Origin of the sequence: Streptomyces sp. 4F14 (genome assembly GCF_048159485.1) — a bacterium.
Taxonomy (GTDB): Bacteria; Actinomycetota; Actinomycetes; order Streptomycetales; family Streptomycetaceae; genus Streptomyces.
Genome location: NZ_JBLRVY010000023.1, coordinates 169,812 through 192,845, shown reverse-complemented (window position 1 = coordinate 192,845; position 23,034 = coordinate 169,812). Strand labels below are relative to the sequence as shown.

23 protein-coding genes are annotated in these 23,034 nt (G+C 73.5%); 7 read left to right on the top strand and 16 right to left on the bottom strand.

The features are described from left to right. Positions 1–64: 64 nt before the first annotated feature. The 14 genes from ACLZOT_RS33865 to ACLZOT_RS33800 all read right to left on the bottom strand — a co-directional run bounded on the left by ACLZOT_RS33865 (position 65) and on the right by ACLZOT_RS33800 (position 14,110). Entirely contained in the window at positions 65–226 is a 162-nt protein-coding gene (locus tag ACLZOT_RS33865) for an ALQxL family class IV lanthipeptide (protein ID WP_416972957.1), read from the bottom strand. 43 nt (positions 227–269) lie between these two features. Next, on the bottom strand, positions 270–407 hold the full coding sequence (locus ACLZOT_RS33860) for a hypothetical protein (protein WP_416972956.1): 138 nt from the start codon (positions 405–407) through the stop codon (positions 270–272). A 76-nt stretch (positions 408–483) separates the two neighbouring features. Continuing rightward, the gene (locus ACLZOT_RS33855; RefSeq protein ID WP_416972955.1) at positions 484–651 is read right to left on the bottom strand and encodes a hypothetical protein; all 168 of its coding nucleotides are present in this window, start codon (positions 649–651) and stop codon (positions 484–486) included. A gap of 51 nt (positions 652–702) precedes the next feature. Further along, positions 703–858, bottom strand: coding sequence for a hypothetical protein (locus tag ACLZOT_RS33850; RefSeq protein ID WP_416972954.1), 156 nt, complete (start codon positions 856–858; stop codon positions 703–705). Positions 859–886: 28 nt separating this feature from the next. Next, positions 887–2,659, bottom strand: a complete 1,773-nt coding sequence (locus ACLZOT_RS33845) for a prolyl oligopeptidase family serine peptidase (protein ID WP_416972953.1) — start codon at positions 2,657–2,659, stop codon at positions 887–889. Then, positions 2,656–5,373, bottom strand: coding sequence for a class IV lanthionine synthetase LanL (gene lanL / locus ACLZOT_RS33840; protein WP_416972952.1), 2,718 nt, complete (start codon positions 5,371–5,373; stop codon positions 2,656–2,658). The genes ACLZOT_RS33845 and lanL overlap by 4 nt, the downstream gene beginning before the upstream one ends. 174 nt (positions 5,374–5,547) lie before the next feature. Continuing rightward, a complete protein-coding gene (locus ACLZOT_RS33835) occupies positions 5,548–6,093 on the bottom strand; it encodes an SRPBCC family protein (RefSeq protein WP_416972951.1) in 546 nt (181 codons plus the stop codon). Positions 6,094–6,151: 58 nt separating this feature from the next. Further along, positions 6,152–7,342 carry an FAD-dependent oxidoreductase gene (locus ACLZOT_RS33830; RefSeq protein WP_416972950.1) on the bottom strand — a complete coding sequence of 397 codons (1,191 nt, stop codon included), beginning with the start codon at positions 7,340–7,342 and terminating at the stop codon, positions 6,152–6,154. A gap of 25 nt (positions 7,343–7,367) precedes the next feature. Next, on the bottom strand, positions 7,368–8,330 hold the full coding sequence (locus ACLZOT_RS33825) for an NADPH:quinone reductase (protein ID WP_416972949.1): 963 nt from the start codon (positions 8,328–8,330) through the stop codon (positions 7,368–7,370). A gap of 104 nt (positions 8,331–8,434) precedes the next feature. Continuing rightward, on the bottom strand, positions 8,435–9,982 hold the full coding sequence (locus ACLZOT_RS33820) for a carboxylesterase family protein (RefSeq protein WP_416972948.1): 1,548 nt from the start codon (positions 9,980–9,982) through the stop codon (positions 8,435–8,437). Continuing rightward, the gene (locus ACLZOT_RS33815) at positions 9,979–10,899 is read right to left on the bottom strand and encodes an LLM class flavin-dependent oxidoreductase (RefSeq protein WP_416972947.1); all 921 of its coding nucleotides are present in this window, start codon (positions 10,897–10,899) and stop codon (positions 9,979–9,981) included. The genes ACLZOT_RS33820 and ACLZOT_RS33815 overlap by 4 nt, the downstream gene beginning before the upstream one ends. A gap of 134 nt (positions 10,900–11,033) precedes the next feature. Next, the gene (locus ACLZOT_RS33810) at positions 11,034–12,593 is read right to left on the bottom strand and encodes an FAD-dependent monooxygenase (RefSeq protein WP_416972946.1); all 1,560 of its coding nucleotides are present in this window, start codon (positions 12,591–12,593) and stop codon (positions 11,034–11,036) included. Positions 12,594–12,603: 10 nt separating this feature from the next. Further along, the gene (locus ACLZOT_RS33805) at positions 12,604–13,380 is read right to left on the bottom strand and encodes an arylamine N-acetyltransferase family protein (RefSeq protein WP_416972945.1); all 777 of its coding nucleotides are present in this window, start codon (positions 13,378–13,380) and stop codon (positions 12,604–12,606) included. Positions 13,381–13,453: 73 nt separating this feature from the next. Further along, entirely contained in the window at positions 13,454–14,110 is a 657-nt protein-coding gene (locus tag ACLZOT_RS33800) for a TetR/AcrR family transcriptional regulator (RefSeq protein ID WP_416972944.1), read from the bottom strand. Between the two features lie 194 nt (positions 14,111–14,304). Here ACLZOT_RS33800 and ACLZOT_RS33795 point away from each other — a divergent pair, with 194 nt between their 5' ends. The 7 genes from ACLZOT_RS33795 to ACLZOT_RS33765 all read left to right on the top strand — a co-directional run bounded on the left by ACLZOT_RS33795 (position 14,305) and on the right by ACLZOT_RS33765 (position 21,834). Continuing rightward, positions 14,305–15,525 carry an MFS transporter gene (locus ACLZOT_RS33795; protein ID WP_416972943.1) on the top strand — a complete coding sequence of 407 codons (1,221 nt, stop codon included), beginning with the start codon at positions 14,305–14,307 and terminating at the stop codon, positions 15,523–15,525. Positions 15,526–15,579: 54 nt separating this feature from the next. Beyond that, complete coding sequence (locus ACLZOT_RS33790) at positions 15,580–16,587, top strand: transposase (protein WP_416972942.1); 1,008 nt, start codon at positions 15,580–15,582, stop codon at positions 16,585–16,587. Positions 16,588–16,643: 56 nt separating this feature from the next. Then, positions 16,644–17,513: an arylamine N-acetyltransferase family protein gene (locus ACLZOT_RS33785; RefSeq protein WP_416972941.1), complete on the top strand. Its 870-nt coding sequence runs from the start codon at positions 16,644–16,646 to the stop codon at positions 17,511–17,513. After that, positions 17,513–19,087, top strand: a complete 1,575-nt coding sequence (locus ACLZOT_RS33780; protein WP_416972940.1) for a class I adenylate-forming enzyme family protein — start codon at positions 17,513–17,515, stop codon at positions 19,085–19,087. The genes ACLZOT_RS33785 and ACLZOT_RS33780 overlap by 1 nt, the downstream gene beginning before the upstream one ends. A 213-nt stretch (positions 19,088–19,300) precedes the next feature. Then, positions 19,301–19,750: a carboxymuconolactone decarboxylase family protein gene (locus ACLZOT_RS33775; protein WP_416972939.1), complete on the top strand. Its 450-nt coding sequence runs from the start codon at positions 19,301–19,303 to the stop codon at positions 19,748–19,750. Further along, on the top strand, positions 19,747–20,544 hold the full coding sequence (locus ACLZOT_RS33770) for an NUDIX domain-containing protein (protein WP_416972938.1): 798 nt from the start codon (positions 19,747–19,749) through the stop codon (positions 20,542–20,544). The genes ACLZOT_RS33775 and ACLZOT_RS33770 overlap by 4 nt, the downstream gene beginning before the upstream one ends. A gap of 114 nt (positions 20,545–20,658) precedes the next feature. Beyond that, the gene (locus tag ACLZOT_RS33765) at positions 20,659–21,834 is read left to right on the top strand and encodes a phosphodiester glycosidase family protein (protein WP_416972937.1); all 1,176 of its coding nucleotides are present in this window, start codon (positions 20,659–20,661) and stop codon (positions 21,832–21,834) included. Positions 21,835–21,838: 4 nt separating this feature from the next. Here ACLZOT_RS33765 and ACLZOT_RS33760 read toward each other — a convergent pair whose 3' ends face one another. Both ACLZOT_RS33760 and ACLZOT_RS33755 read right to left on the bottom strand, forming a co-directional pair. Beyond that, complete coding sequence (locus ACLZOT_RS33760; protein ID WP_416972936.1) at positions 21,839–22,033, bottom strand: hypothetical protein; 195 nt, start codon at positions 22,031–22,033, stop codon at positions 21,839–21,841. Positions 22,034–22,134: 101 nt separating this feature from the next. Continuing rightward, the gene (locus tag ACLZOT_RS33755) at positions 22,135–23,001 is read right to left on the bottom strand and encodes a phosphatidylinositol-specific phospholipase C/glycerophosphodiester phosphodiesterase family protein (protein WP_416972935.1); all 867 of its coding nucleotides are present in this window, start codon (positions 22,999–23,001) and stop codon (positions 22,135–22,137) included. Positions 23,002–23,034 lie beyond the last annotated feature (33 nt).

Below are 23,034 nucleotides of genomic sequence, written 5' to 3'. Positions count from 1 at the left end.
CCGTCTCGATGTCCATGGGTTCGCGGCCTCCTTTTCTTCTCGTCTTCTCGGGTGGGTGGTGCGGTCAGATGACCTTGGTGAGCTCGCAGGTGTTCTCGCAGCTGTAGGTGCACGAGAGCGCGCAGGTGTACGTGCCGCACTGGTCGCGTTCCAGGTCGCCGACGTAGAGCCGCGCCTCCTCGCCGGCCAGCAGCTGAAGGGCGTCGGGGTCGATGGTGGTGTCCATGTCTTCGGGTCACCTCCCCTCGGGCGTCGGGCCGGTCACCGGTTCAGCTGGTGACCAGACAGGTGTGCTCGCAGGTCTGGGCACAGGTGGCGCCGCAGCGCTCCTGCTCCAGGCCGCCACCCCCGTACAGGCGGCTCTCCTCGGCGCTCAGGAGCTGGAGCGCGTCCGTCTCGATCTCCATGGGGCTGTGACTCCTTCTTCTCGGGTAGGTTGCGGGTACGGCCGGGCGCGCGTGGACTGCGCGCCCGGCCGGTGCGTCACTTCATGAGGCTGATGTCGCAGCTGATGTCACAGCTGTAGCTGCACGTCAGGGCACAGGTGAACGTCCCGCACGCGCCGTCTTCGAGGTCGCCGATGTACAGCCGCGTCTCCTCGCTGTTCAGCAGCTGAAGAGCGTCCAGGCCCAGGTCGATGGTGGATTCCATGTCGTAGGTCACCTCCTCTCGGGTGTCGTCGCGGTCCTGCCGGTCACCGGGTCAGCCGGTGACGGTGCAGGAGATGCCGCAGCTGGCCTTGCAGCTGACGCCGTCACAGGTGATGGCGCAGTCGTCCGGCTCCAGGCCGCCGAGGTACAGCGACGTGTCGGCGGCGCCGAGCAGTTGGAGCGCCTCGATCTCCAGTTCCATGTCCATGAGTTCACCCCCTCTCCGGGTGTCGCGGTCAGTGGTGTGCCACGGCCGCGAGGAGCGGCCGGTGTCCCTGGCCCGTGGACGCCCCGCGCAGGGGGTCCGGCCGGGTCAGGAAGTCGGTGATCTCGCGCGGCTGCGCGGTGCCGGGCAGGGTGTTGAGGGCCGCGTGCCCCCGGTCGGCGGGCTCCCGGTAGGTGACGTGGCCGTGGCCCGCGTCGATCAGCCGGTGCGCCAGCGCCCGTGACTGGGAGACCGGGATGGTCTCGTCGAGCCGTCCGTGCAGGAGGAGCACGCCGGTGCGGATGCGCGGCGCGAGGCGCAGCAGGTCGCGCGGCCCGAGGGCGTCGTCCACGTCGCCGTGACCCACCAGGCGGTCGATGAGGTTGCGGGTCGGCGTCGGCGCGTCCGCGTACAGCGCCGGTACGGACGTGAACGGTGCCACGGCCACGCAGCCCGACCAGCCGTCCGGGTCCGCGGCCGTCGCGAGCAGGGCGAGGAAGGCGCCGTAGCTGCTGCCGTGGACAGCGGGCCGGGGTGCGTGCGGTCCGCGCGTCTCGTCGACGTGGGCGCGCAGCGCGCGGAGGTCGGCGAGGTCGGGGCCGCCCCACGCACCCCGGATGGCGTCCGCGTGGGCGCGGCCGTAGCCGGTGCTGCCGCGCTGGTTGGGCGCGATGACGGCGATACCGGCGTCGGCGAACGTCTGGAGCAGGGGGTCGAAGCCGAGCGTCCAGTGCCGGTCGGGTCCGCCGTGCAGGGCGATGACCAGCGGGGTGCCGTCACGCCAGTCGGGCCCGTACACGACGGCTTCGACGGGGCCCTCGGCGCCGGGCAGCCGCTCCAGGCGGGCGGGGTGCCGGCCGGTCTGGGCGGGCGCCGTCCGCAGGGCGTCCGCCCCGGGCGGCGCCCAGCCGAAGACGGTGGGCCGGTCCGGCCCGGAGTACGCCAGCCACAGCCCCCGGTGGGTCCAGGCCGCCTCGGGCCCGAGGACGCCCGGAGGCGCCGTCACCTGACGGAGGACACCGGACTCCCCGTCGTACAGGGCGAGTTCGGCGCCCGCCCCCCGGTTGACGGCTACGGCGACGAGGTCGCCCGTCGGGTCCAGGGCGAGCGGGGTGACGGTGGTGTCCGGCGTGCCCGGCCCGTCCAGGAGCCGTACGCCGCTGTCGCTCGCCACGGCCAGGCGCAGTCCGGCGCCGGTGTCGGCGGCGAGGAGCACGCGGCCCGCGCGGGAGGACAGGACGTGGCGGGCTCCGGTGCCGTCCGGGGTGAGCGGGGTGACGCGGTCGGGGTCGATCCGCAGGGGGGTCGGGGTGCCGTCGACGACCGCCGTCACCGCGAGGAAGGAGCCGACGGGCGCCGCGCCGCCCAGCCGTCCGGGCAGCCGGGTCACGGGGGTGAGCCAGGGTTCGTCGTCGCCGACCCGGTACACCGTGGAGTGCTCGTCGGGCCCGTAGGTGATCGCGGTGGCGATCCAGCCGGGCAGGTCGAGGCCCGGCAGCAGGCGCAGCGGGGCGGGGCAGGGGCCGAGGGGGCGGCGGGCGCCGGTCCGGTCGTACAAGTCGATGCGCTGGGCGCCGCCGGGTTCGTGCCAGGAGAGCAGGGCGCGGCCGTCGTCGAGCGCCACGCACTGGGTGAGGGGCAGGTCCTTGCCGAGGGGGGTCCGCAGTCGTCTGCGCGGGCCGGTCCCGGTGAGTTCCCAGGTCTCCAGGTGGCGGGCGCCGGTCTCGTCGTGGGCCAGGCAGACCGCGCGCAGCCCGTTCGGGGAGAACGCCCGGCTGCTGCGGTACAGGGTCCGCGGCGTCATGCCGGCACCTCCACCCGTGCGGGGCTCCCGGCGCCGTCGAGCAGGAGGCGCGGGCCGCCGTGCCGCAGGCGCAGCAGGAAGGAGACGGTTCCGGCGAGGCCGACGCCGTAGTCGACGGTGACGCGCGCCCCGCTCTCGTCGGGCAGCAGCGCACGGCCGTCCCGCAGGGCGTGCCGGGTGTACAGGGTGGCCGCGAAGTCCTCGGCCATCGCCCGGTACGGTCCGCCGAGGGCCTGGTCCATGTCGAGGAGGAAGTCCCCGTTGCCGGCCAGCCCGTGGCAGACGGCCGTCCCCGTGAACCAGCGGGCGCGGTGTACGGCGGTCGCCGCCTCCTCTGCCAGCTCCCTCAGCGTGTCCTCGCCCGTGGCCTGCCACAGCCGGAGCAGGAAGGTGCCGACGCCGGAGGCGCCGCTGCACAGGTGGAACCGCATCCCGGTGCCGGGCTCCCCCGCGCGGTCGGTACGCCAGACCGCGCCGCCGGGGCCGCGTTCGGCGGCCCGCGTCAGCGTGTCGCCGGCCTCGCGGGCCAGGTCGAGGAGGTCCGCGCGGCCGGTGGCCAGGGCGGCTTCCAGGAGGAAGGCGCCCACACCCGCCACGCCGTGGGCGTAGCCGAGGTGGGTGATCCCGGCGAGCGCGGAGTCGAAGTCGGCGGGGACGGGCCAGAACACGCCGTCGTCACCGCGTACGGCCGCCTCCGTGAGGCCGTCGGCACACGTCGCCGCGCGGTCCAGGAACTCCTCGCGCCCGGTCGCCCGCCACAGCCGCAGCTGGGCCAGACCGGCTCCGGCCGCGCCGTGGAACACGTCCGGGTTGGCCCAGCGCAGGGGCAGGGCCAGCGCCAGCTTCTCCGCGCGCTCGGCGAGGGCGGGGTCGTCGAGGTGCCGGGCGGTGTCGTGGAGGGCCCAGGCGGTGCCCGCGCGGCCGAAGTAGAGGCCGGGCAAGGGGGGTTGGGCTTCGGTGAGGTCGAGGCGGGCGGTGAGCCAGGTGGCTGTGCGGGCCATGGCTTCCCGCAGGTCGGGGCGGGAGAGGACTGTGTCGGCCTGGGCGAGCGTCAGGAGGACGCCCGCTGCGCCGTGCTGGACGTTGCAGGGGTCCGTGCCGTCGCCGAAGGGCGTGGTTCGCCAGAGGCGGTCGGCGTCCTCGTCGGCCATGGTCGCCAGCGTGTGGGCCAGTCCGTCGTCGATGAGCCGGTCCATCGGGGCTCCGCCGGGGTGCATCGGGGACACGGAGAGACGGGGTGTCAGGTTTTCCAGCCAGCCGCTGAGCCGTTCCGTGGACCAGCGGGCCGCCGGTTCCCCCGCGCACAGTCCGCGTACGGCCGGCGCCAGTGTGCGGGCCGTCGTGTTCTGCGCGTCGGTGAGGGCCAGGACGCCGTCGAGCCGTTCCACGACCGTACGGCGGTCGGCGGGTTCGTCGGGCGTGAAGGCGGGGCCGACGCCGGTGGCCAGGAAGAAGAGGGTGGCGCCCAGGGCGAAGAGGTCGACGGCGGGTCCGGGGACCGGGCCGTAGCGGGGGCCGTCGACGTACTCGGGGGCGCCGTAGCCCGGGGTGTAGGCGCGGAGCCCCCACTCCCCCGGGCGGGCCACGAACTCGGGGTCGATCAGGCGGAGTTCGCCGTCGGGGGTGACCATCACGTTGTTGGGGGTGAAGTCCCGGTAGACCAGGCCCCGTTCGTGGATCTCGCCGAGCAGGCGGGTGAGGCGCAGGGCCAGGGCGCGGACGTCGTCGAGGGGCAGCCCGGTGCCGAAGTCCGGCAGGGCAGTGAAGCGTTCGCTGGTCCAGCGTGCCAACGTCACGCCGGGTACCAGGGTCTCGACGAGGAAGGTCCGGTCCTCGTGGTCGAAGAGTTCGACGAGGTCGGGGCCGAGGCCGGACAGCGCGGTGAGGCCGGCCGCCTCCGCGCGCAGTCCGTCCCGCGCGTCGAGTCCCGTGTACCAGCTGCCGACGTGCGCGCGGGCCTCCTTGACGATGACCTCGTCACCGGTCTCCCGGTCCAGCGCGCGGTAGACACCGCCGCGCGCGGAGTGGCGGATCGCGTCGTGGACGGCGTACCGGTCCCGCAGGAGCACCTGCCGGGGTGCGCTCGGCGCCTTGCCGGGTCTGCCCGGCGGGCCCGGGAACGGCAGTTGCGCCCAGGCCGGGGGTGAGAACCAGGGGTTGCGCAGGTCCTCGACCGCGCTGCCGTCGGGGGCCTGGAGTCTGGCTTGGTGCACGCCCTCGTTGCTGACGTGCGGGACACCGTTGAACGCGCCGTAACGGTAGTGGACCAGGCTGCCCGGACGGTAGGGGCGGTCGGACAGGATGCGGGGGCCGGGCAGCCCGGCCGTCGCCCGGTCCAACTCCTCGGCCAGGGTCCGCAGTTGGTCGTCGTCGTGGGGGTAGGCGGTGATGAACTTGCCGCACTGGGCGCGGTCGTAGCGGATGCCGGTGAGTTCCTCGACGTGCTCGGCACGCGCGGCGAACTTGAACGGACAGCCGTGGCGCACCAGCACCCGCGTGGCCCGCGCCAGTACCTCCGGCGCGGAGAGCGGGGTCGCGGAGACGTGCAGTTTCCAGCCCTGCACCCGGCGTGCCTGCTCGGCCGGCCCGACCCGGCACCAGAAGCCGCCCTCGACCGTCTCCCAGTCCGGCACGCCCTCGTCGTCGAGCACGACCCGCACCAGCGCCCGCAGCGGGAAACCCGCGTTCCCGGCTCCAGGGTTACTCAACGGCATGGGGGCTCCAAGGTCGGACGGACGGGCGAAGAAGGAGGGGAAGGGCGGAGGTGTACTCCGCGCCTCTGCCCTCTGCTCCTGCGAACAGGACCGATTCTTCGCGCCGTCGCGGACGACAGCATTGGGGAGATCCCTATCGAGTTCCGCGTCCCCCTGGAGGGGGTTCCCTCCTGGTCACCCCCCTTCGATCACCCTCTTGACCCCCGTCACCGTCCGCTCCACGTCCCCCGCCAGCTTCGCGTTCCACTCCGTCACGAACCGTTCCCGGCCCGCCTCGTCGAGGGACGCGAAGATCTTCGAGAGGCCCTCGGTGAGGCGGCCCAGCCGGTAGTGGTGGACGAGGGTCACACCCCCGTCGGCCGGGGAGATCTCGAAGGACCAGGTGCTCTCCTGGGGCCGGCCGTCGCTCGTGAGGATGATCCAGCGGAACACGGCGCCGGGGACGGCCTCGACGACCTCGGAGCAGGTCGACCACTCGCCCCGGATGACCGGCGCCCACGGCACGGCCTCGGCCCCGCGCAGGTTCCTGCCCTCGAAGACCGCGCCGACGGTGGCGGGTTCACCCTTGATCCAGGTGCCGCCCCGGCACTCGGGGCTCCACTCCCCGCTGCGCCCGAGGTCGCTGACGACCTCGTACACCCGGTCCGCGGAGGCGGCGACGAAAACCTCGGCGCGCACCTGGAATGTGGTGACTCCGGGGCGGTCGTAATCAGTTGCCATGTCACTTTCCCGTTCTGTACGCGGTGTTGTTCACGCAGGGTTGTTCACGCAGGGATATTCACGCGGTCCGCTGGAATTCCCGGTCCCCGTGCAGCCATTCGACTTTCCCGTGGAGTTCGTCGGCGCTGAGCGCGGACAGTTCGGCGTTGCGCGCCTTGGCCGCGACCCCGGCGGGGTGGTAGACCTGCCGCCCCATCTCTCGTGCGATCAATTGCGCGCGGGCGGCCCGGCCCTGGCGCAGCGCGGCGTACGCGGCGAGGCGGGCCGGCAGTGCGTCGGCGGAGACCTGCGGGCCGAGCAACTCGCCCAGCAGGACGGCGTCTTCGAGGCTCTGGCAGGCACCCTGCGCGGCGTACTGGAGCATGGGGTGCGCGGCGTCGCCGAGGAGCGCGACCCGCCCGTCGGCCCAGGTGTCGACGGGGTCCCGGTCGCAGAGCACCCACCGCCGCCACCCGTGGCCGAGCCGCAGCAACCGCCCCGCGGTCTCGCCGAGTTCGGGGAACTCCCCCAGGACGGTGCCCCGTTCGACGGCTTCTCCGGCGACGGCGGTCACGGCGCCGTCGTCGCGGGTCGCCGCGAGGTTCAGCTCCCGCCCCTCGCTGATCGGGTAGTGCACGAAGTGCCACAGCGGCCCCGCCCACAGGCACACGGCGTTGGCGCGCAGCTCCTCGGGCACCCGTTCCATGGGGATGACGGACCGGTAGATGGTGTGCCCGGACACGCGCGGCTCCCCGTCGCCGAGGAGCTGTCCGCGTACGGCGGACCGGATGCCGTCGGCGCCGATCACGGCGTCCCCGGTGACGCGGGAGCCGTCGGCGAGCACGGCCCAGGCACCGTCCGCGGACTGCCCGTACCCGGTCACCGGGGCGCCGGTGACGAGTTCCACGCCGGGCCGCTCGCGGCATGCTTCGAGCAGCGGCCGGTAGAGGTCGGTCCGGTGCACGACGGCGTAGGGGTTTCCGAACCGGCGCCGGTAACCCCCGGTCAGCGGCATGGAGTTGATGAGTTCGTCGGTGGTGCCGTCGTAGAGCCGCAGCTCGTCGACGAAGACCGAGCGGGCCCGGACCTCGGCGCCGACGCCGATGCGGTCGAGGGCGTGGTAGGCGTTGGGGGCGAGCTGGATGCCGGCGCCGAGTTCGGTGAACTCCTCGCGCCGTTCCAGGACGGTGACCCGGTGGCCGTGCCGGGCGAAGGCCAGCGCGGAGGCGAGCCCGCCGATCCCGCCGCCGACCACGACAAGGTGTACCACTGCACGTCTCCTCACGATGGACGACTCACACTGAAAGGTCGGGGCGGACGACGAGCCGCCTGCCGTGCAACTCGCCTTTCTCCATCCGCAGATGGGCATCGGCCATCGCACCGAGCGGCACCCGCTCGATCCGCCGGGACCGCAACCGCCCCGAGGCGGCGAGCCTGTTGACGCTCACCGCCGCCTCGGCGAGCTGGCCGGTCGTCGCGTGCGAGATGACGAACCCGAGGATCGAGGCGTCCTTCTGGTAGAACGGCCCGACCGGCAGCACGGGCCGCGCGGCCACCCCGGCGAGCAGCACGATCCGCCCCCGGGGTGCGATCAACTCGACCGCCTGGTCGAGGTCGTTGGCGCCGAAGGTGTCGATGTGGACGTCGACGGTGCCCCGCAAGGCCCCCAACTCCGGTTCCCGGTAGTCGAGTACGACGTCCGCCCCCAACTCCCGTACGTACTGGGCGTCCTGGGCGGACGCGGTCGCGATGACCCGAGCGCCCGCTTCGACGGCCAGGGTCACGACCGCGCTTCCGACGTTCCCGGCGGCCCCCGCCACGAACACCGTCTCGCCGGGCCGCACTCCCGCCCGCGTGAACAGCGCCAGGTAGGCCGTACCGCCGGGGTGCAGGACGGTGACGGCATGCTCCGGGTCGACGCCGGGCGGGAGGCGGTAGAGGCGGTCGGCGGGGACGACCGCGCGTTCGGCGGCTGCGCCCTGACGGCCGCCGTGGCCGAGGCTGTTGGTCCACACGCGCTCGCCCGCCGCGAACCCGGAGCCGGCGCGCACGACCGTACCGACGAGATCGCGGCCGACGATCAGCGGGAGCGGGACGGGGGTGCGGAAGCGGCCGGAGCGTACGAGGGTGTCGACCGGGTTGACCGTGGTGCACTCGACCTCGACGAGGACGTCGGTGGGTCCGAGGGTCGGCTCGGGCAGTTCGCCGTGGCGGATCTCGTGGGACGGCCCGAATTCGGTGATGTAGGCGGCACGCATGGAGTCCAGACTGTCGGCGGGCCGCGTGCGGGGACACGGGGCACTCCGGAATTCGTCAGGTCCCGCGGGCACTTGATTCATCCCGGAATTCCTCGTCGACGTGCTCAGGCCCCCGGCAGCCATTCCACCCCGTCCCAGAATTCCAGCTGCCGCAGTTTGGAGGGGTGTTCCACCCGGGGGCCCTCGTCGCCGCCCAGCACCAGCGCGCTGGGCGTCCCCGGCTCGTACACGGGCCACCCCTCCCCGGGAGCCTCCCCCCGCACGAACGACGCCACCAGGTCCACGAACGTGTCGGACACCCGCCGCTCCACCGGCCCGTCCCCGAACTGCCCCACGAACAGCGGATGCGCGTGGGAGCCGAACAGGAACTTCGACGTGGCGTCGTGCGGCGTACCGAAGTGCGGTGCCCGCACCGGATGCGCGAACTCCATGACGTACTGCGGTGAGGCCCTGCGCATTGCGTGCCGTTGGGCGAGCCGGACGATCTGGTAGCGGAAGACGGCGTCCCCCCACACCTCGGTCCACAGCGACAGCGGATCGACGGCCCGCCCCTCGTCGAGCGCGGCCTCCCGGTACGCCTCGACGCACGCCTCGGCCGAGCCGTCCTCCACGACGGGCGTGCACTTGAGCATCACCTCCCGTACGGCGTCCCGCAGTTGACGCGCGTTCGTGGGCGTGGGCGGCGCGGGCGGGAACGACACGCTGTGCGGGTCGGTGAAGAAGGAGCCCTCGGTGCGGTTGTGGATGGACATGACCGGTATCGAGGGAACGACAGGGTTCTCCCCCACCCCGGTCGACGCGTCCGGCACAGGCCCTCGGTACTCCCGCCCGCTCGCCAGCACACGTGAAGCGGGCGCCCCTTGGAACAACACGTTCCACGCCGCCGACAGCGCCTCCGCCGGCACCGTACACAACCCCCGTACGCTCACCCCGAGTTCGCGGGCGAGCCGCTCGTACGCCTCGGTCGCGTCCCCCGGTGTGAGCCCCAGCGCGGGTGTCCAGGGCCGGCTGGCGCTGATCGCGATGAGCCTTCGCGCGATGCCCCGGGTGTCGTCGGCGTCGGTCAGCAGCCGTGCGGTGACGGCCCCGGCGGAGGTCCCGCACAGGGTGATGGCCCCGGGGTCCCCGCCGAACGCCTCGGCGTTGTCCCGGACCCAGCGCAGCAGCAGGGCCTGGTCCTGGAGCCCCCAGTTCGCGAACCGCCCGGTGCCGGGGTCGGTGAACGCCTCGTGCAGCCCCCAGCCGAACGCCCCGAGCCGGTAGTTGAAGTTGACGACGACCATGTTCCCGAGCGCGGCGGGCTTCGCCCCGTCGAAGGTGGGCGCGCTTCCGGAGCCGACCTGCCAGCCGCCGCCGTGCACGTACACCAGCACGGGCAGCCGGCCCCCCGGATCGGGCGTCCACACGTTCGCGTACAGGGCGTCCTCCGAGCTGCCGGGGACGCCGGGCTGGAGGAAGGCCGGGGAGAACGCGGTGGCGTCGCGAACTCCCGTCCAGCCGGGGGCGGTTCGCGGCGAGGCGAAGCGTTCGGCGACGGCGTACGGGATGCCCCGGAACACGTGCAGCGGGCGGTGCCGGTACGTCTCCAGGGTGCCGCGCAGGTCACCGCCGTGGGTGCGGACGACGGAGGCGGTCGTGAGACCGGAGGTCATGATGCCAGCAACTCCCGTACCCGCCCGAACAGTTCGTACTGCCGGAACGGATCGTCGTCGTCCTCCCCGAACGGCACGAGGACGAACCGCTCCGCCCCCGCGTCCCCGTACTCCCGCAGCCGTTCCGCGATCTGGTGGGGTGTCCCGGCGACCCCGACGTCGCCGGAGAGGGCGCGCGGCATGCGGTACTGGGCGGTGAGGCGGTCGGCGACGCGGGACGAGGCGGCGTGGTCGGGGTGTTCGAGCAGGCGGACGTGGAGGTGGATGCTGATGCGGGGCGTCGGCACGCCGTGTTCCGCGGCGAGGGCGCCGAGCCGGCCGGCGCAGCGGGCGATCTCCTTCGGCGGTTTCATCGAGGCGAGCCAGCCCTGTCCGTGCGAGACGACCCGCCGCAGCGCCTGTTCGGAGCCGCCGCCGATCCAGATCTCCGGCGCGGGCACCGCCGGGTTCAGGGCGACGGAGGGGTTGCCGGGCAGGTCGGTGAGGGTGGTGCGCTCCCCGGCGAGCAGGCCGGGCAGGAGGTCCAGGAGCCGTTCGGTACGCCGTCCCCGGGCCCGGGGGGAGACTCCGGCGGCGCCCCACTCCTGGGGGTCGCCGGTGCCGACGCCGACCCCGAGGACCGTACGCCCGCCGGACAGCCGCTGGAGCGTGCCGACCTGCTTGGCGGCCCAGGCGGCGGAGCGCAGCGCGAGCAGCATGACGCCGTACCCGACCTGGATACGGCTGGTCGCGGCGGCGGCCGTCGCGAGGACGAGCGACGGGTCGAGGGTGGGGTACGGGGCGGCGAGCCGGTCACCGGCCCAGACGGAGTCGAGCCCGAGCTGTTCGGCGTGCCGGGCGACGGCGGCGAGGTCGAGGTCGTCCCGGTAGCCGGGGACGGAGTTGACGGGCAACTGGGCACCCACGTGAAGGGTCATCGCCGCCCCCGCTTCCCGCACACGACGTGAAGGGTCATCGCCGCCCCCGCTTCCCGCACACGACGTGGAGAGTCATCGCCGCCCCCGCTTCCCGCACACAAGCCCGCTTCCGTACACAACGTCACAGCTCAACGTCAGCCCCGCTTCCCGCGCACAAGCACAGCGCCGAGTTCCTTCTCCAGCCGGTTCAGGTCGCCCTCGTGCCCGTGCGCGGCGATGTGCCCGTCGGGCCGTACGAGGTGGTAGCCGAGCCGCCGGCAGCCGGTGGCGTGGGCGAGGGTCCGGGCGGGGACGGTCACCACCCGCACCTGGGGCCAGCGGTCGGCGATGTGGCCGACCTCGGTGTGCCAGTTCCCGGCGCCGAGGGTCGTGCCGGTGACGGCGAGGGTCCACCCGCTCATGCCGTACGCGAGGACCTGCTCGCGCGGGAAGAGCCCGCCGACGCCGGTCCCGCCGGGGAGTTTCGCGCGCGCCCGGCACGGCGAGGCGCCGGAGGGGAGCTGGGTCTCGCGCGAGACGGGGTGGCTCTGGCGGCGTCCGGCGAGGACGGGGGCGTACAGGCGGGAGGCGGCGCCGGTACGTTCGGCGAGCTTGAAGCCGGCGTCGCGCATCAGGACGCGGGCCCGGCCCTTGGCCATCCACGCCTTGGTGTGCAGGTCGGTGTCGCGGACGCTGCGCCGGGTCGCCTCGAAGCGCTCCGGGCCGTACGTCTCCAGGAGTGAGACCGGCGATGTCCCGCCCAGGACAGCCGCGAGTTTCCAGCCCAGGTTGTGCGCGTCCTGGAGGCCGTTGTTCATGCCCTGTCCGCCGGCCGGGCTGTGGACGTGCGCGGCGTCGCCGATGAGGAAGACGCGGCCGAGCTGGAAGTCGGTGGCGAGGCGGGCGTGGACGCGGAAGACGGTCGTCCACACGGGCTCGGTGATGCGGACGCCGCGCGGGCCGCGCTCGGTGACGATCTCCTGCATCATCTCGACGCCGGCCGTGCCCGCGCCCCGCGGCAGGACGGACAGGAAGCGGTAGACGCCGCCGGGGTGCGGGACGACGGCGAGGGTGCCGGACGGGTCCTGGTAGTAGAGGATCTCCTCCGGGTCGAGGTCCCCGTCGGCCTTGGCGTCGACGAGCGCGAACTCCAGCCCGTACGTGGCCCCCTGGAACCCGATCCCGAGCTGTCCGCGCACCGCGCTGCCCGCGCCGTCCGCGCCGACGACGTACGACGCGGTGGCCCGCTCGACGGTGCCGTCCGGGCCTTCGAGGACGGCGGTGACGCGGGCCGTGCCCTCGATGCGGCCGCTGTGGTCGACGCCCTCCAGGCACAGCAGGCGCACCCCGCGCTCGACCTTGCCGCCGAGGGCTTCGAGGCGTCCGGTGAGGATGCGTTCCGTCTCGTACTGGGGCAGGACACGGGCCGCGTGCTGCTGCGGGATGTGGAACGAGGCGAGGTGGCTGCGGTCGGAGAAATAGCTGAGCGTGCGGATCGTGCCCGACACGTCGTGGACCGCGTCCCGCAGGCCCTGGTCGGCCAGGATGTCCATCGCGCGGGGGTAGATGGACAGCGCCCGGGGGACGTTCATCGGCTCGGGGGCGGCGTCCACGATCCGGACGCGGACGCCCCGGCTCAGCAGCTCGCAGGCCAGGAGCAGGCCGGAGGGCCCGGCACCCGCGACCAGGACGTCGGAGGTCTTCTCTGTGGACACGCGCTTCCCTTCAGGAGTGGTCCGGCATCGGGGGCAGGTGGGGGAGGCGGTCCAGCTCGATGCCGAACCAGCGGCGGCAGGCGGCGGGGAACGCCTCGTCGTCGAGGACCTCGCGGACCCGCTCGCCGTCCTCGACCCGGGTGAGGGTGCGGTCCAGGAGGGAGACGCGGCCCGCGTCGGTGACGATCGACGCCCACACCGAGCCGCCGGTGACGGGCGATTCGGGGGCGCTGGAGAACCACCACAGGGTGGGCTCGAAGTCGCCGGGGTCGCGGGGGCGGGTCTCCAGGCGGACGCGGGGCACGCCGTCGTGGACGATGACGACGTCGCCGTACTCGCCGTCCACGACGAGGTATGCGCCGTTCTCGTCCTGCTGCGGGCCGCGTTCGCGCAGGCGCAGGGGGCGGCGGCTGGCCCAGCGGAAGCCGACGTCCACGAGCCAGGGCTCGGCGTCGATGGTGACCTTGAGCATCATGTGGCCGCCGTGCGCGCCGAGCAGGGCTCGTCTGCCGTCGTGCAGGGTGCGGCCGGGGAGCAGGTCGACCTGGTAGCCGAGGCCGCGCAGCAGGACGGCGAAGGCGGTGTTCAGCTCGTAGCAGCCGCCGCCCCGGCGCCGGTCGACGATCTTCTCGACGACGTCCTCGCCCATCCGGACGGGGACGCCGAGGTTGAAGTCGATCGTCTCGAACGGCACGGTCCGCTGGTGGCGGTCCTGGAGCCGGGCGAGGGCCTCCAGGTCGGCCCGCCGGGGCCGGTCGGCACCGATGCGCCGCAGGTAGGCGTCCACTCTCGTCCTCCTCTCCCGCCCCGTCAGCATCTGCCGGTTCCGGGAGGGCGGAAAGGAGGGCGGGGAGAGTCCGTCAAGTAACCGTCGAGTCGGTCCCGTAGAGCCGCAGGAACGTGTCCACCCCGTCGACCACGATCGAGTTGACCTCCGCGTCCGGCAGCGGCAGGGCGCCGTAGAAGGTGCGCTGGTTGACGTCGGTGATGGTCAGCAGGTTGAAGTGGTTGGCGGCGCGCTCGGGGTCGTCGAGGGCGAGGAGCCCGCGTTCGGCGATGCGGCGCAGGTAGGGGGCGAGGCGCTTGTGCGCGGAGAGCGGGCCGACGTCCCGCCATGCCTCCAGGACGTCGAAGGGGATCCGGGACGCCTCCGCCTCGATGGTGCGGACCAGGGCGAAGTGGTCGGAGAACGCCGTAACGGCCGCGACGCGCTCCAGGCCGAAGGCGATCAGGTCCTCGCGGATGTCGACGATCTTGCGGAGGTGGCGCTCCAGGATCTCCGCGATGGCGGCGGTGACCTGCTGGGCGCCTTCCACGGCGACCGCCTGGAAGAGCTGTTCCTTGTCGGTGAAGTGGTTGTAGATGGTGCGGTTGGAGACGCCGGCCTCCAGGGCGATGGTGTCCACGCCCGCGCGGGTGTAGCCCTCGCGTCCGAAGACGGTGCGGGCCGCGCGCATGATCGCCCGGCGCTTCTCGGGCATGCCGCGACGGGTGTCCGTCGTCGTCCCCGTCGCCATGGCAGTCCCTCCGATCAGCGGCAGATCCGCAGCGTACCGGGCGCCCGGAAACCTCCGGTCTACGCCGTTGGACCTACATCCATCGTCGCATTGTTTACAGCCATCGGTGTAATCCATACTCTGGCCGCAGTAGTTCGCCCTCTGCCAGCGGGCCGGCGCTGCTGCGCCAGGTCCCCACAGAGAGGCTGTCAGCCATGCCCCGTTCCGCACCGAGCACCTCCGTGCAGACGCCCTCGCCGACCCCCGGCCGGCCCCGGGTGGCGGCGCTCGCGCTGGGGCTGCTGGCCACCCCGACCGCGCTCAGCTCGAACGCGGCGACGACGACGCTGCCCGACATCGCGGACAGCGTCGGGACGTCCCTGTCCACCACGACCTGGATCGCCACCGTCTTCGGGCTCGCGATGGCCCTCGGTACGCCGATGGTCGCGGCGCTGCTGCGGCACCGGGGCGTGCGGGCCGCCGTCCTGGTCTGCTCGGCGCTGGTCGTCGCGGGGACGCTGACCGTCCTGTTATCGGACTCGCTGCCCGGGCTGCTGGCCGGGCGGGCCGCGCAGGCGTTCGGCGGGGGCGGGTTCATCACCACGGCGATCAACCTCGCCGGTACGCCCGCCCGGATGGGCGTCGTCACGGCGGGCAGCGGCATGCTCGGCGCGCTGGGCCCGCTCTCCGGCTCCCTCCTCAGCGACCACGTCTCCTGGCACGCGGCCCTGTCCCTGTCGGCCCTCGCGCTCCTCGCGGCCCCGTACGTCTACCTCCGCGCCCCCGAGTTCCGCCCCGCCGAGAAGCTCACGCCCTTCGACGTCACCGGCGCGCTTCTCACCGGCGGCCTGATCTGTGCCCTCGTCCTGCTGGGCCGCTTCCCCCTCCCGGCGGCCCTGGGCGCGCTCGCGCTGATCGCCGCGCTGGCCGTGCGGATCCGGCGCCGCCCCGAGGGCTTCGTCCCCGCCGCCCTGCTCCGCTCGCCGGTCTACCTCACGGCCTGCCTGGTGGTCTGCGCCCTGTCGACCACGTACTTCGCGCTCCTGTACGCCGTCCCCCGGCTCCTGGACGACGCCGGCTGGAGCACCTCCTCCGTGGGCGTCGGCGTCCTCGTCGCCCTCCTCACCGGCTCGGTCCTCTCCTGGGGCATGGCCGCCTCCGCGAACCGCCTCGACCGCAGGACGGTCCTGGCGGTGCTGCTGACCCTGGGCGTCACGGCGCCGGTCACGGTGGCGGCGGGCGTACCGGCCCCGCTGATGCTGGCGGCGGGCGGGGTCGCGGTGTTCGTGGCGGCGTCGGGCCAGGCGACGCTGTCGGTGGTGGCGGTGGGCGGTGCCCCGGACCGGCTCCGGACGACGGCCCTGGGCCTGTTCACGCTGTGCTACCAGCTCGGGGCCGGTTTCGGCCCGGCGATCGTGACGCTGCTCCCGGCCTGACGGCGGCCGTGGAAACACCCCCCACACTCCTCCCCCCACACCCCAGGAGTCTCCATGAGCACGCTCGTCCAGGAAGACGCGGCCCGCACCGTGTGCGCCGCCGTCTTCGCCTCCCTCCCCCGCCGCGACCAGCGCCGGCGGGCCGAGGAATACGTCCAGGGCCTCCTGAAGACCCCGGGCCGCAAATCGTTCCGCAGCCTCGCCCAGCACACGGGCGGCGACTCGGCGGCGGAACAGCGCCTGCACCACCTGGTGACCGGCTCGACCTGGGACTGGCGGCCCGTCCGCGCAGCCCTCGTCGAGTGGCTCACGGCGACGAACCCGCTGTCCGCCTGGGTCGTCCAGCCGATGCCCCTGCCGCGCGGCGGCGGGCAGTCGTTCGGCGTCTGGTTCGTCTCCCCGAGGGTGGTGACCCCGGTCGCCTGGCACCCGCACCTCCCGGACGACGGCACGGCCCCGGACGAGACGTACGAGGACGCCGTGACGGCCGCGGTCCTGGAGGCGACGGAGTCCGCGCGGGCACCGCGCCGCCCGGTGGTCCTGGACATCACCGACGTCGACGCCCCGAACGCCCTCACCCGCCTCCCCCTCGCGCAGCTCCCGGCCATCGCCCGCACCCGCGCCTCGGCCCCGCTGCGCACGGCGGACCCGGCCCTCCCGGGCTACGGCGCCGGCCCGCGCTCGGCACGGGAGACCCTCGCCGCGGTGACGGCCCTGCGCCGCCCCGTGGAGTGGTACGACGGCTCCCCCGCGCCGTCGGTCTCCCTCGCCGCCGCCGTCCCCGTGACGACCCCGGCCCGCAGACCGGCGCTGCTGCTGGGCGAGTGGACGGACCCGCGCAGGCCGCCCGCCCACTTCTGGGTGACGAACATGCGCCTGCCCGCCCCGGTCCTGCTGCGCCTGACGAAGCACGCGGACCGGGTGAGCCGTACGGCGGCGACCAGGGCGCGGCAGACGGGGCTGAGGGATTTCGCGGGCCGTTCGCCGGCCGGCTGGCACCGTCATCTGACGCTCGCGTCGGTGGCCTGCGCGGTGGCCGCGCTGCCGGTTCCCGGGACCTGACGAACTGCTTTCGGCCGCGTTGCCCGGCCTCCGCCGCCCCCTCCAGGATCCGGCGCATGGCCACGGATCGCACCGCACTCACCCCGTCACCGCCGAGGGACCCGCAGTGGGGCGGGCACCTGCTGGATCTCGACGCCTATCTGGCCCGCATCGGCCACCCGACGACCCCCGTCACTCCGGAGTCCCTGCACCGCGCGCACAAGGCGGCGATAGCGTTCGAGAACGTGGACGTCGCCCTGGAGCGCGGTATCTCCCTCGGACTCCCGCACATCCAGCGGAAGTTGGTGGCGTCGGGCCGGGGAGGCTACTGCTTCGAGCACAACCTCCTCCTCGCCGCCGCCCTGGAGGCGACGGGTGTCCCGGTGACCCGCCTCCTGGCCCGGGTCCGCCAGGGCAAGAAGCTGATCCGCTACCGCGCGCACACGACGCTCCTCGTGGACATCGACGGCGAGACACACCTCGCGGACGTCGGCTTCGGCGCCGAGAGCCTGCTCGCCCCGCTCCCCCTGGTCGACGGCGCGACGCACACCGAAGGCGGCTTCACCTGGCGGCTGGTGCGCGAGGGCGAGGACTGGGTGCTGCAAGCCCTGCACGACGACGGCTGGTTCGACCTGTACGCGTTCCGCCCCGAGCTGCACCACGCGGTCGACTTCGACGTCTCCAACCACTACACGGCCACCCACCCGCGCTCCACGTTCACCGGGAAGCTCGTCGCGATGCGCGGCGACGGACACAGCCAGCAGACCCTGGTGAACAGCCGGTTGACGACCCGGTACGCCGACGGCCCCACCGAACAGGCCGACCTGAGCGGCGACGAGGTGATCCGCGCCCTGCGCGAGACCTTCGCGATCCGGCTGGCCGACTCCGACGCACGGCTGCTGACGCGGCGGCTGTCCACCACCTTCGCACGTCCCCAGGAGGGATGATGGCGCTCCACCTGCCCGCCAGCAAGAAGCCGCTGAGGCTCGGCCTGATCCCCGAGGAGGCGGCGGCCCGCCACCCGGGTGTGCCGGTGACCCTCGACCACGACATCGACTCCGTCCCGGAGGCGGGCCGCGAGCTGACGTTCGCCTCGCTCGCCGACCTCGTCGACGACCTGGCCGCGCGGCTGTGGGCGGCGGGCGTGCGGGCCGGCGAGCACCTCGCGCTGTACAAGACGCACAACTTCGACATCTACCTCCTGGCGTGCGCGGCCTCCCGGCTCGGCGCGGTGCCGGTGCTGCTGTCCCCGGCGCTCGACGGGACGACGGTCCGTGCCCTCCTGGACCGCCTGGAGCGCCCCAACCTCCTCACGGACGAGGCCAAGCTGGGCGACGAGCTGGCGGACCTGCCGCTCGCCGAGTCCGCGTCCCGGGTGATCGTCCCGCGCGGCGACCGCCCCGGCACGCTCTCCCTGGAGTCGCTGGCCGGCTCCCCGCGCCGGACGCCGGTCCGCCTCGACGGGGACCAGCCCGCGCTGATGACGCACACGTCCGGGACGACCGGGGTACCGAAGCTCGTCGTGCACACGGCGCTGTCGCTGCGCGGACGGTACCGGCCGCAGGAGCACCTGGTCGCGCTGATCCGGCGCCGGGAGACGTACGCGGTGCACGTGTCGTTCGTGCACTCGCGGATGTACATGGCGCTCGCGGTGATGCTGGAGCACGGCATGCCGATCGTCGTCATCGACGACAGCGCGCCGGAGCGGGTCGCGCCGCTGCTGGCCCGCACCCAGCCGGGGATCATCGAGACGCACCCCAACACCTTCGTGGAGTGGGAGGAGTTGGTGGACCACCCGCTGCGCCCGCTGTCCGGCGTCAAGTACTACAGCGGCACGTTCGACGCGATCCACCCGCCGACCATCCACAAGCTGCTGTCCGCGTCCCTGCGCAGCAACCCGATCTTCTTCCAGTTCTACGGGCAGAGCGAGTGCGGTCCGCTCGTCGCGCGCTGGTACACCCGCAAGAACGCCCTGACGGCGAACGGCCGTTGCCTCGGCTACCCGCTGCCCGGCATGACCCACGTCCGGGTCGTGCCGCGCGAGGGACGGCGGCCGTCGAAGAAGACGCCCGGTTTCATCGAGGTCATGAGCGACGGCCGGGCGATCACGTACTACGCCGAGGACGAGCGCTACCGGCAGGAGTGCAACGGCCGTTGGTGGCGTACGGGTGACGTCGGCTACCGGGACCGGTGGGGGCGTGTGCACGTCCTGGACCGGGCCGTGGACGTCATCGAGAACGTCGACTCGACGCTGGAGGTCGAGGACGCGGTGCTGGGCCGCCTCGACGAGCTGATCGAACTGGTCCTGGTCGCGGGCCCGGCGGGCGACCCGGTCCCGGTGGTCTGCACGAAGAACAACGCCCCGCTGGACCAGGCCCGTTGGCGGCGCGCGGTGCGGGACTTCCCGCAGCTCTCCGCCCCGGTCCAGCTCCCCCTGGACGAACTGCCCCGGACGGCGACGATGAAGGTGCAGCGCCTGGAGCTGGCGCGGCGGCTGCGGGAGCGCCTCGAACCGGCGTGACCCCTCCAACGCACGAAGCCCGCCCCACGGTTGTGGGACGGGCTTCGGTCCGGAGCGCTGGGCCGGCCTTGCACCTGCATTTCCCCGCAGGAAGCGGGGCGTCTTTCCTTGGACCACCAACGCATCGGCCGTTTCCCCGAGTTGGGGCGCTGGCCGCAAGATCAATCATAGGGCACCGCCGGGGGTGCGCGCGACCATGGTTGGATCGGCTGTGTGACGCGACGGATCTTCATCGACAAGCAGAGCCCGAAGGCGTACCACGCCCTGGTCCAGACCTCGGAGGCCGTCCGGGCGACAGCCGCCGAGGCCGGCCTGCCCCGCACGCTGGTCGAACTGGTCAACCTCCGGGTCTCCCAGCTCAACGGCTGCGCCTTCTGCCTGGACGTCCACACGAAGGCCGCCCTGCGCGAGGGCGACACCCCGCGCCGGCTCGGCGCCCTGGCGGCCTGGCGGGACACCGAGCTGTTCACCCCGGAGGAGCGCGCGGCGCTGGCGCTGGCCGAGGTGACGACGCACACGACCGACGCGGGCGCGCAGGAGGCCGCGTACGCCGAGGCCCGCGAGGTGTTCAGCGACGACCAGCTCTCGGCGGTGATCTGGGCGGCGGTGACGATCAACGCCTTCAACCGGGTGTCGATCATGAGCAGGCACCCGGTCCGTTGAACGCCTTCGACCGGAGCCTGCTGGGGGACCTCCGGGGCCGCCGCGTCCTGGACCTGGGCCGAGAGACGTACGGGGCGGAGGCCGACGCCGTCGAGCACCTGCGGCGCGAACTCGCCGCGTACGACGTCGTGTACGCGGCCGATGCGCTGCCGTCCGTCGATCCGCGGCGGCTGCTGCCCGCGCTCGCCACGGCGCTCGCACCCGGCGGGATCCTGTGCTTCTCGGTACCGGACGGCGAAACGGCTTCGTGGGAGCGGCTGTTGAGCGATCACGGACTGGTCGTGGACCACACCGCGCACGGCGTCGTCCGCGCCCGCCGCCCGCTGCGCACCGGCTCCCGCCCCCGGACGAACCTCCCGCCCACCCCGCACGCGGCGATCGGCGTCGGCGCGATCCTGTACGGCCCCCGGGGCCTCCTCCTGGGCCGGCACCAGCGCGGCACCTGGGAGCTGCCCGGCGGCACGGCGGAGCCCGGCGAGTCGCTGGAGGCCACGGTCGTACGGGAGTTGCGGGAGGAGACCGGTATCGAGGCGGACGTGCGGGACGTGCGGCTGCTCGGGACGTCGCTCGACGACGTGGACGGCGTCGTGCGGATGACGGTCGGTGCCGTGGTCGGCGACTGGCGCGGCGAGCCCCGCGACCAGCCGGGCGAGCGGGTCGGGGACTGGCGCTGGTACCCCCTGGACCGGCTGCCGCCGTCGCTGTTCGTGTGCAGCGCGCAGTCGCTCACCGCGTGGCGCCCCGGCCTGCCCGTCGACCACCCCCCGGCACACTTCACGCCCTACGCCGGATAGCCCTCGCACAGCTGTCCTTTTCTCACCCGTTCTCGTGGGTTGACCTCGCATTTCCCGCTCCGCGCCCCGTCGCCGTAAGAACATTCCGGCAACGGACGAACAGGGGGGCGACGGGTGCGACGACTGACCACTTTCCTGACGGTGTGCGTGACGGTGGCGGGCGCGGCCCTCGCGGGTGCGCCACCGGCCGACGCGGCCGTGGCGCCCGGGGTGACGTACCGCCAGTACGACATCGAGGGCGCGGCGGGAACGGCGCACGCGCATGTCCTGAGCGTCGACCTCTCCGACCCGCACGTCCGGCTGGGCCTGTTGCACCCGGGGGTCGTCGCGGGGCGGGCGCCGGTCTCTCGACTGGCTGACGCCCAGGGTGCGTTGGCCGGTGTCAACGGTGACTTCTTCAACATCGCCGAGGACCAGCACCCGGGCGTCCCGGCGACCGGCGCGAGCGTCGGGCCGGCCGTCGCGGACGGCGAGTTCCTGAAGGGCGCGGTCCCCGACGGCCAGCGTTTCGGCCCCACCCCGCCGCGGGGCACGAACACGCGTGACGTCGTCGGCGTCGGCCTCGACGGCCGCGCCCGTCTCGGCAGCCTGCCGTTCACCGCGACGACCAGCACCGGCCTGCCCGTCTCCGGCCTCAACCAGTACGCGCTCCCGGCGGACTCGGTCGGCGCGTACACCTCCCGGTGGGGGAACACCCCGCGCACCAGGGCGACGTGCGGCACCGACACGGACCGGGCCGCGCCCTGCACGGCCGACACGTACGAGGTGACGGTGCGCGGCGACCGGGTCGTCTCGGGCTCGCCGACCCCCGGCGCCGGGTTCATCTCCCCCGGGACCACTGTCCTGTTGGGCCGGGAGAAGGGCGCGCAGCGACTGCGTGAACTGACCAAGGGGCAGTACCTGCACGTGCGTTACCCCGACGAGGTCGAGCATCCCGCGTTCCGCTTCGCGCTGGGCGGCTACCCGATCCTCACCGCCGGCCGCCCCCTCCCGGGCCTCGACACCAGAACGTCCGCCGTCCGCACGGCGATCGGCATCTCCGGGGACGGCCACCGGGTCCACCTCCTCGCCCTGGACGGCGCCCCCAAGTACCGCAAGGGCCTGACGGTGGCGGAACTCGCGGGCGCACTGCGGGAGTTGGGGGCGACGGAGGGGTTCAGCCTGGACGGGGGAGGGTCGACGACGCTGGTGGCGAGAGCGCCGGGAGACAGCGGAACGACGGCCCTCAACCACCCCTCGGGAGGAGCGGAACGCCCGGTCCCCAACGGCATCGGTGTGTTCGCGGGCTAGAGCGCTAGGGCCGGATCCCCGCCACCAAGTCCGCCGTCGCCGTCAGCCCCCCGTGGATCGTCGGCGCGATCCTCGTGCTCGCCAGGAAGAACCCCAGCAGCAGACAGGTGACGACGTGCGACACCTTCAGCCCCCCGTTGCGGACGAACACCACCACCAGAATCAGCAGCAGCACGACCAGGGAAATGGACACGGCCAACGCCAACCTCCTCCGCTACGTCCGCTTTCGCGGCGTTCGGCCGCAAGTGTGGCGTAACGGAGGGGCGAACCGGCTGAGTGACCTGTCCCTCGAACGGGTGGTTACGCGGCCTTGTGGGTGTCGAGGAAGGATTCGAGCCCGGCGAGGTCGTCGGTGTTGAAGTAGTCGACGCCGGCGGCGAGCAGCTCGGTCCACAGGGCGTCCCGCGCGGGCCCGGCGAGGTCGGGCGTGGCCCAGAACCGCACCTTCTGTCCCCGCTCGTGCGCGGCGGAGACGATCCCGCGCAGCCGCTGCCGCTCGGCCTCGGGGAAGGCGCCGACCCCGAGCCAGGTGAAGTTGAGGGTCCAGTTGTCGCTGATGAGCGGGATCAGGGAGGCGGGCGCGGCGGTGCCGAGGTCGGCGAGCCGGCCGTCGTAGAAGGCGCGGCGGACGGTCTGCGCCTCCAGGGGCCCGCGTGCGGCGCGGTCACCGGAGATGACGGCGGTGACGGCCCCCTTGCGGACGCGGCCGTGGGCGTAGGTGGTGAACAGCCCGGGGTAGCGCCGCAGATGGCGGTCCAGCTCCAGGTAGGTCGAGGACCCCTCGGTCTTGATGTCGATGAGGAGCTGAACGGGCCTGCGCCAACCCCGGTACACGGAACCGTGGTTGGCCTTCACGCGGGCGGCGAGGGGGTCCAGGTAGAGGGATTCGAGCGTCCGGGTGGGGTCGAGGTCGCTCACCTCGTGGCCGATCAACAGCTGGTCGCCGACCAGGAAGATGTCCGCCTCGACACTCCCGAACCGGTGGTCGAGCGCGTCGAAGAGCGGACGGGCGTGCTCGTAGTCGTTGTGGGCGTGCGCGCGCCACAGCGGCTCCCGGCGTCCGGGGTGCCGTTCGGCGGCGAGCGCGCTGACGCCGGGCAGGGCGACGGTGCTCGCGAGGGCGGCGCCGAACGCGCCGAGGGCTCTGCGACGGGTGGTGAGGGCCATGCGCTGCTCCCTGTCTCGTGGGGGTCCCCCGCG

What these genes read in the sequence shown, in the direction of transcription:
- ACLZOT_RS33815 (WP_416972947.1), bottom strand. Translation starts at nt 10,899, where the DNA reads ATGACCCTTCACGTGGGTGCCCAGTTGCCCGTCAACTCCGTCCCCGGC.
- ACLZOT_RS33790 (WP_416972942.1), top strand. Translation starts at nt 15,580, where the DNA reads ATGAGCACGCTCGTCCAGGAAGACGCGGCCCGCACCGTGTGCGCCGCC.
- ACLZOT_RS33755 (WP_416972935.1), bottom strand. Translation starts at nt 23,001, where the DNA reads ATGGCCCTCACCACCCGTCGCAGAGCCCTCGGCGCGTTCGGCGCCGCC.
- ACLZOT_RS33795 (WP_416972943.1), top strand. Translation starts at nt 14,305, where the DNA reads ATGCCCCGTTCCGCACCGAGCACCTCCGTGCAGACGCCCTCGCCGACC.
- ACLZOT_RS33865 (WP_416972957.1), bottom strand. Translation starts at nt 226, where the DNA reads ATGGACACCACCATCGACCCCGACGCCCTTCAGCTGCTGGCCGGCGAG.
- ACLZOT_RS33785 (WP_416972941.1), top strand. Translation starts at nt 16,644, where the DNA reads ATGGCCACGGATCGCACCGCACTCACCCCGTCACCGCCGAGGGACCCG.
- ACLZOT_RS33845 (WP_416972953.1), bottom strand. Translation starts at nt 2,659, where the DNA reads ATGACGCCGCGGACCCTGTACCGCAGCAGCCGGGCGTTCTCCCCGAAC.
- ACLZOT_RS33800 (WP_416972944.1), bottom strand. Translation starts at nt 14,110, where the DNA reads ATGGCGACGGGGACGACGACGGACACCCGTCGCGGCATGCCCGAGAAG.
- ACLZOT_RS33825 (WP_416972949.1), bottom strand. Translation starts at nt 8,330, where the DNA reads ATGCGTGCCGCCTACATCACCGAATTCGGGCCGTCCCACGAGATCCGC.
- ACLZOT_RS33835 (WP_416972951.1), bottom strand. Translation starts at nt 6,093, where the DNA reads ATGGCAACTGATTACGACCGCCCCGGAGTCACCACATTCCAGGTGCGC.
- ACLZOT_RS33850 (WP_416972954.1), bottom strand. Translation starts at nt 858, where the DNA reads ATGGACATGGAACTGGAGATCGAGGCGCTCCAACTGCTCGGCGCCGCC.
- ACLZOT_RS33855 (WP_416972955.1), bottom strand. Translation starts at nt 651, where the DNA reads ATGGAATCCACCATCGACCTGGGCCTGGACGCTCTTCAGCTGCTGAAC.
- lanL (WP_416972952.1), bottom strand. Translation starts at nt 5,373, where the DNA reads ATGCCGTTGAGTAACCCTGGAGCCGGGAACGCGGGTTTCCCGCTGCGG.
- ACLZOT_RS33780 (WP_416972940.1), top strand. Translation starts at nt 17,513, where the DNA reads ATGGCGCTCCACCTGCCCGCCAGCAAGAAGCCGCTGAGGCTCGGCCTG.
- ACLZOT_RS33860 (WP_416972956.1), bottom strand. Translation starts at nt 407, where the DNA reads ATGGAGATCGAGACGGACGCGCTCCAGCTCCTGAGCGCCGAGGAGAGC.
- ACLZOT_RS33820 (WP_416972948.1), bottom strand. Translation starts at nt 9,982, where the DNA reads ATGACCTCCGGTCTCACGACCGCCTCCGTCGTCCGCACCCACGGCGGT.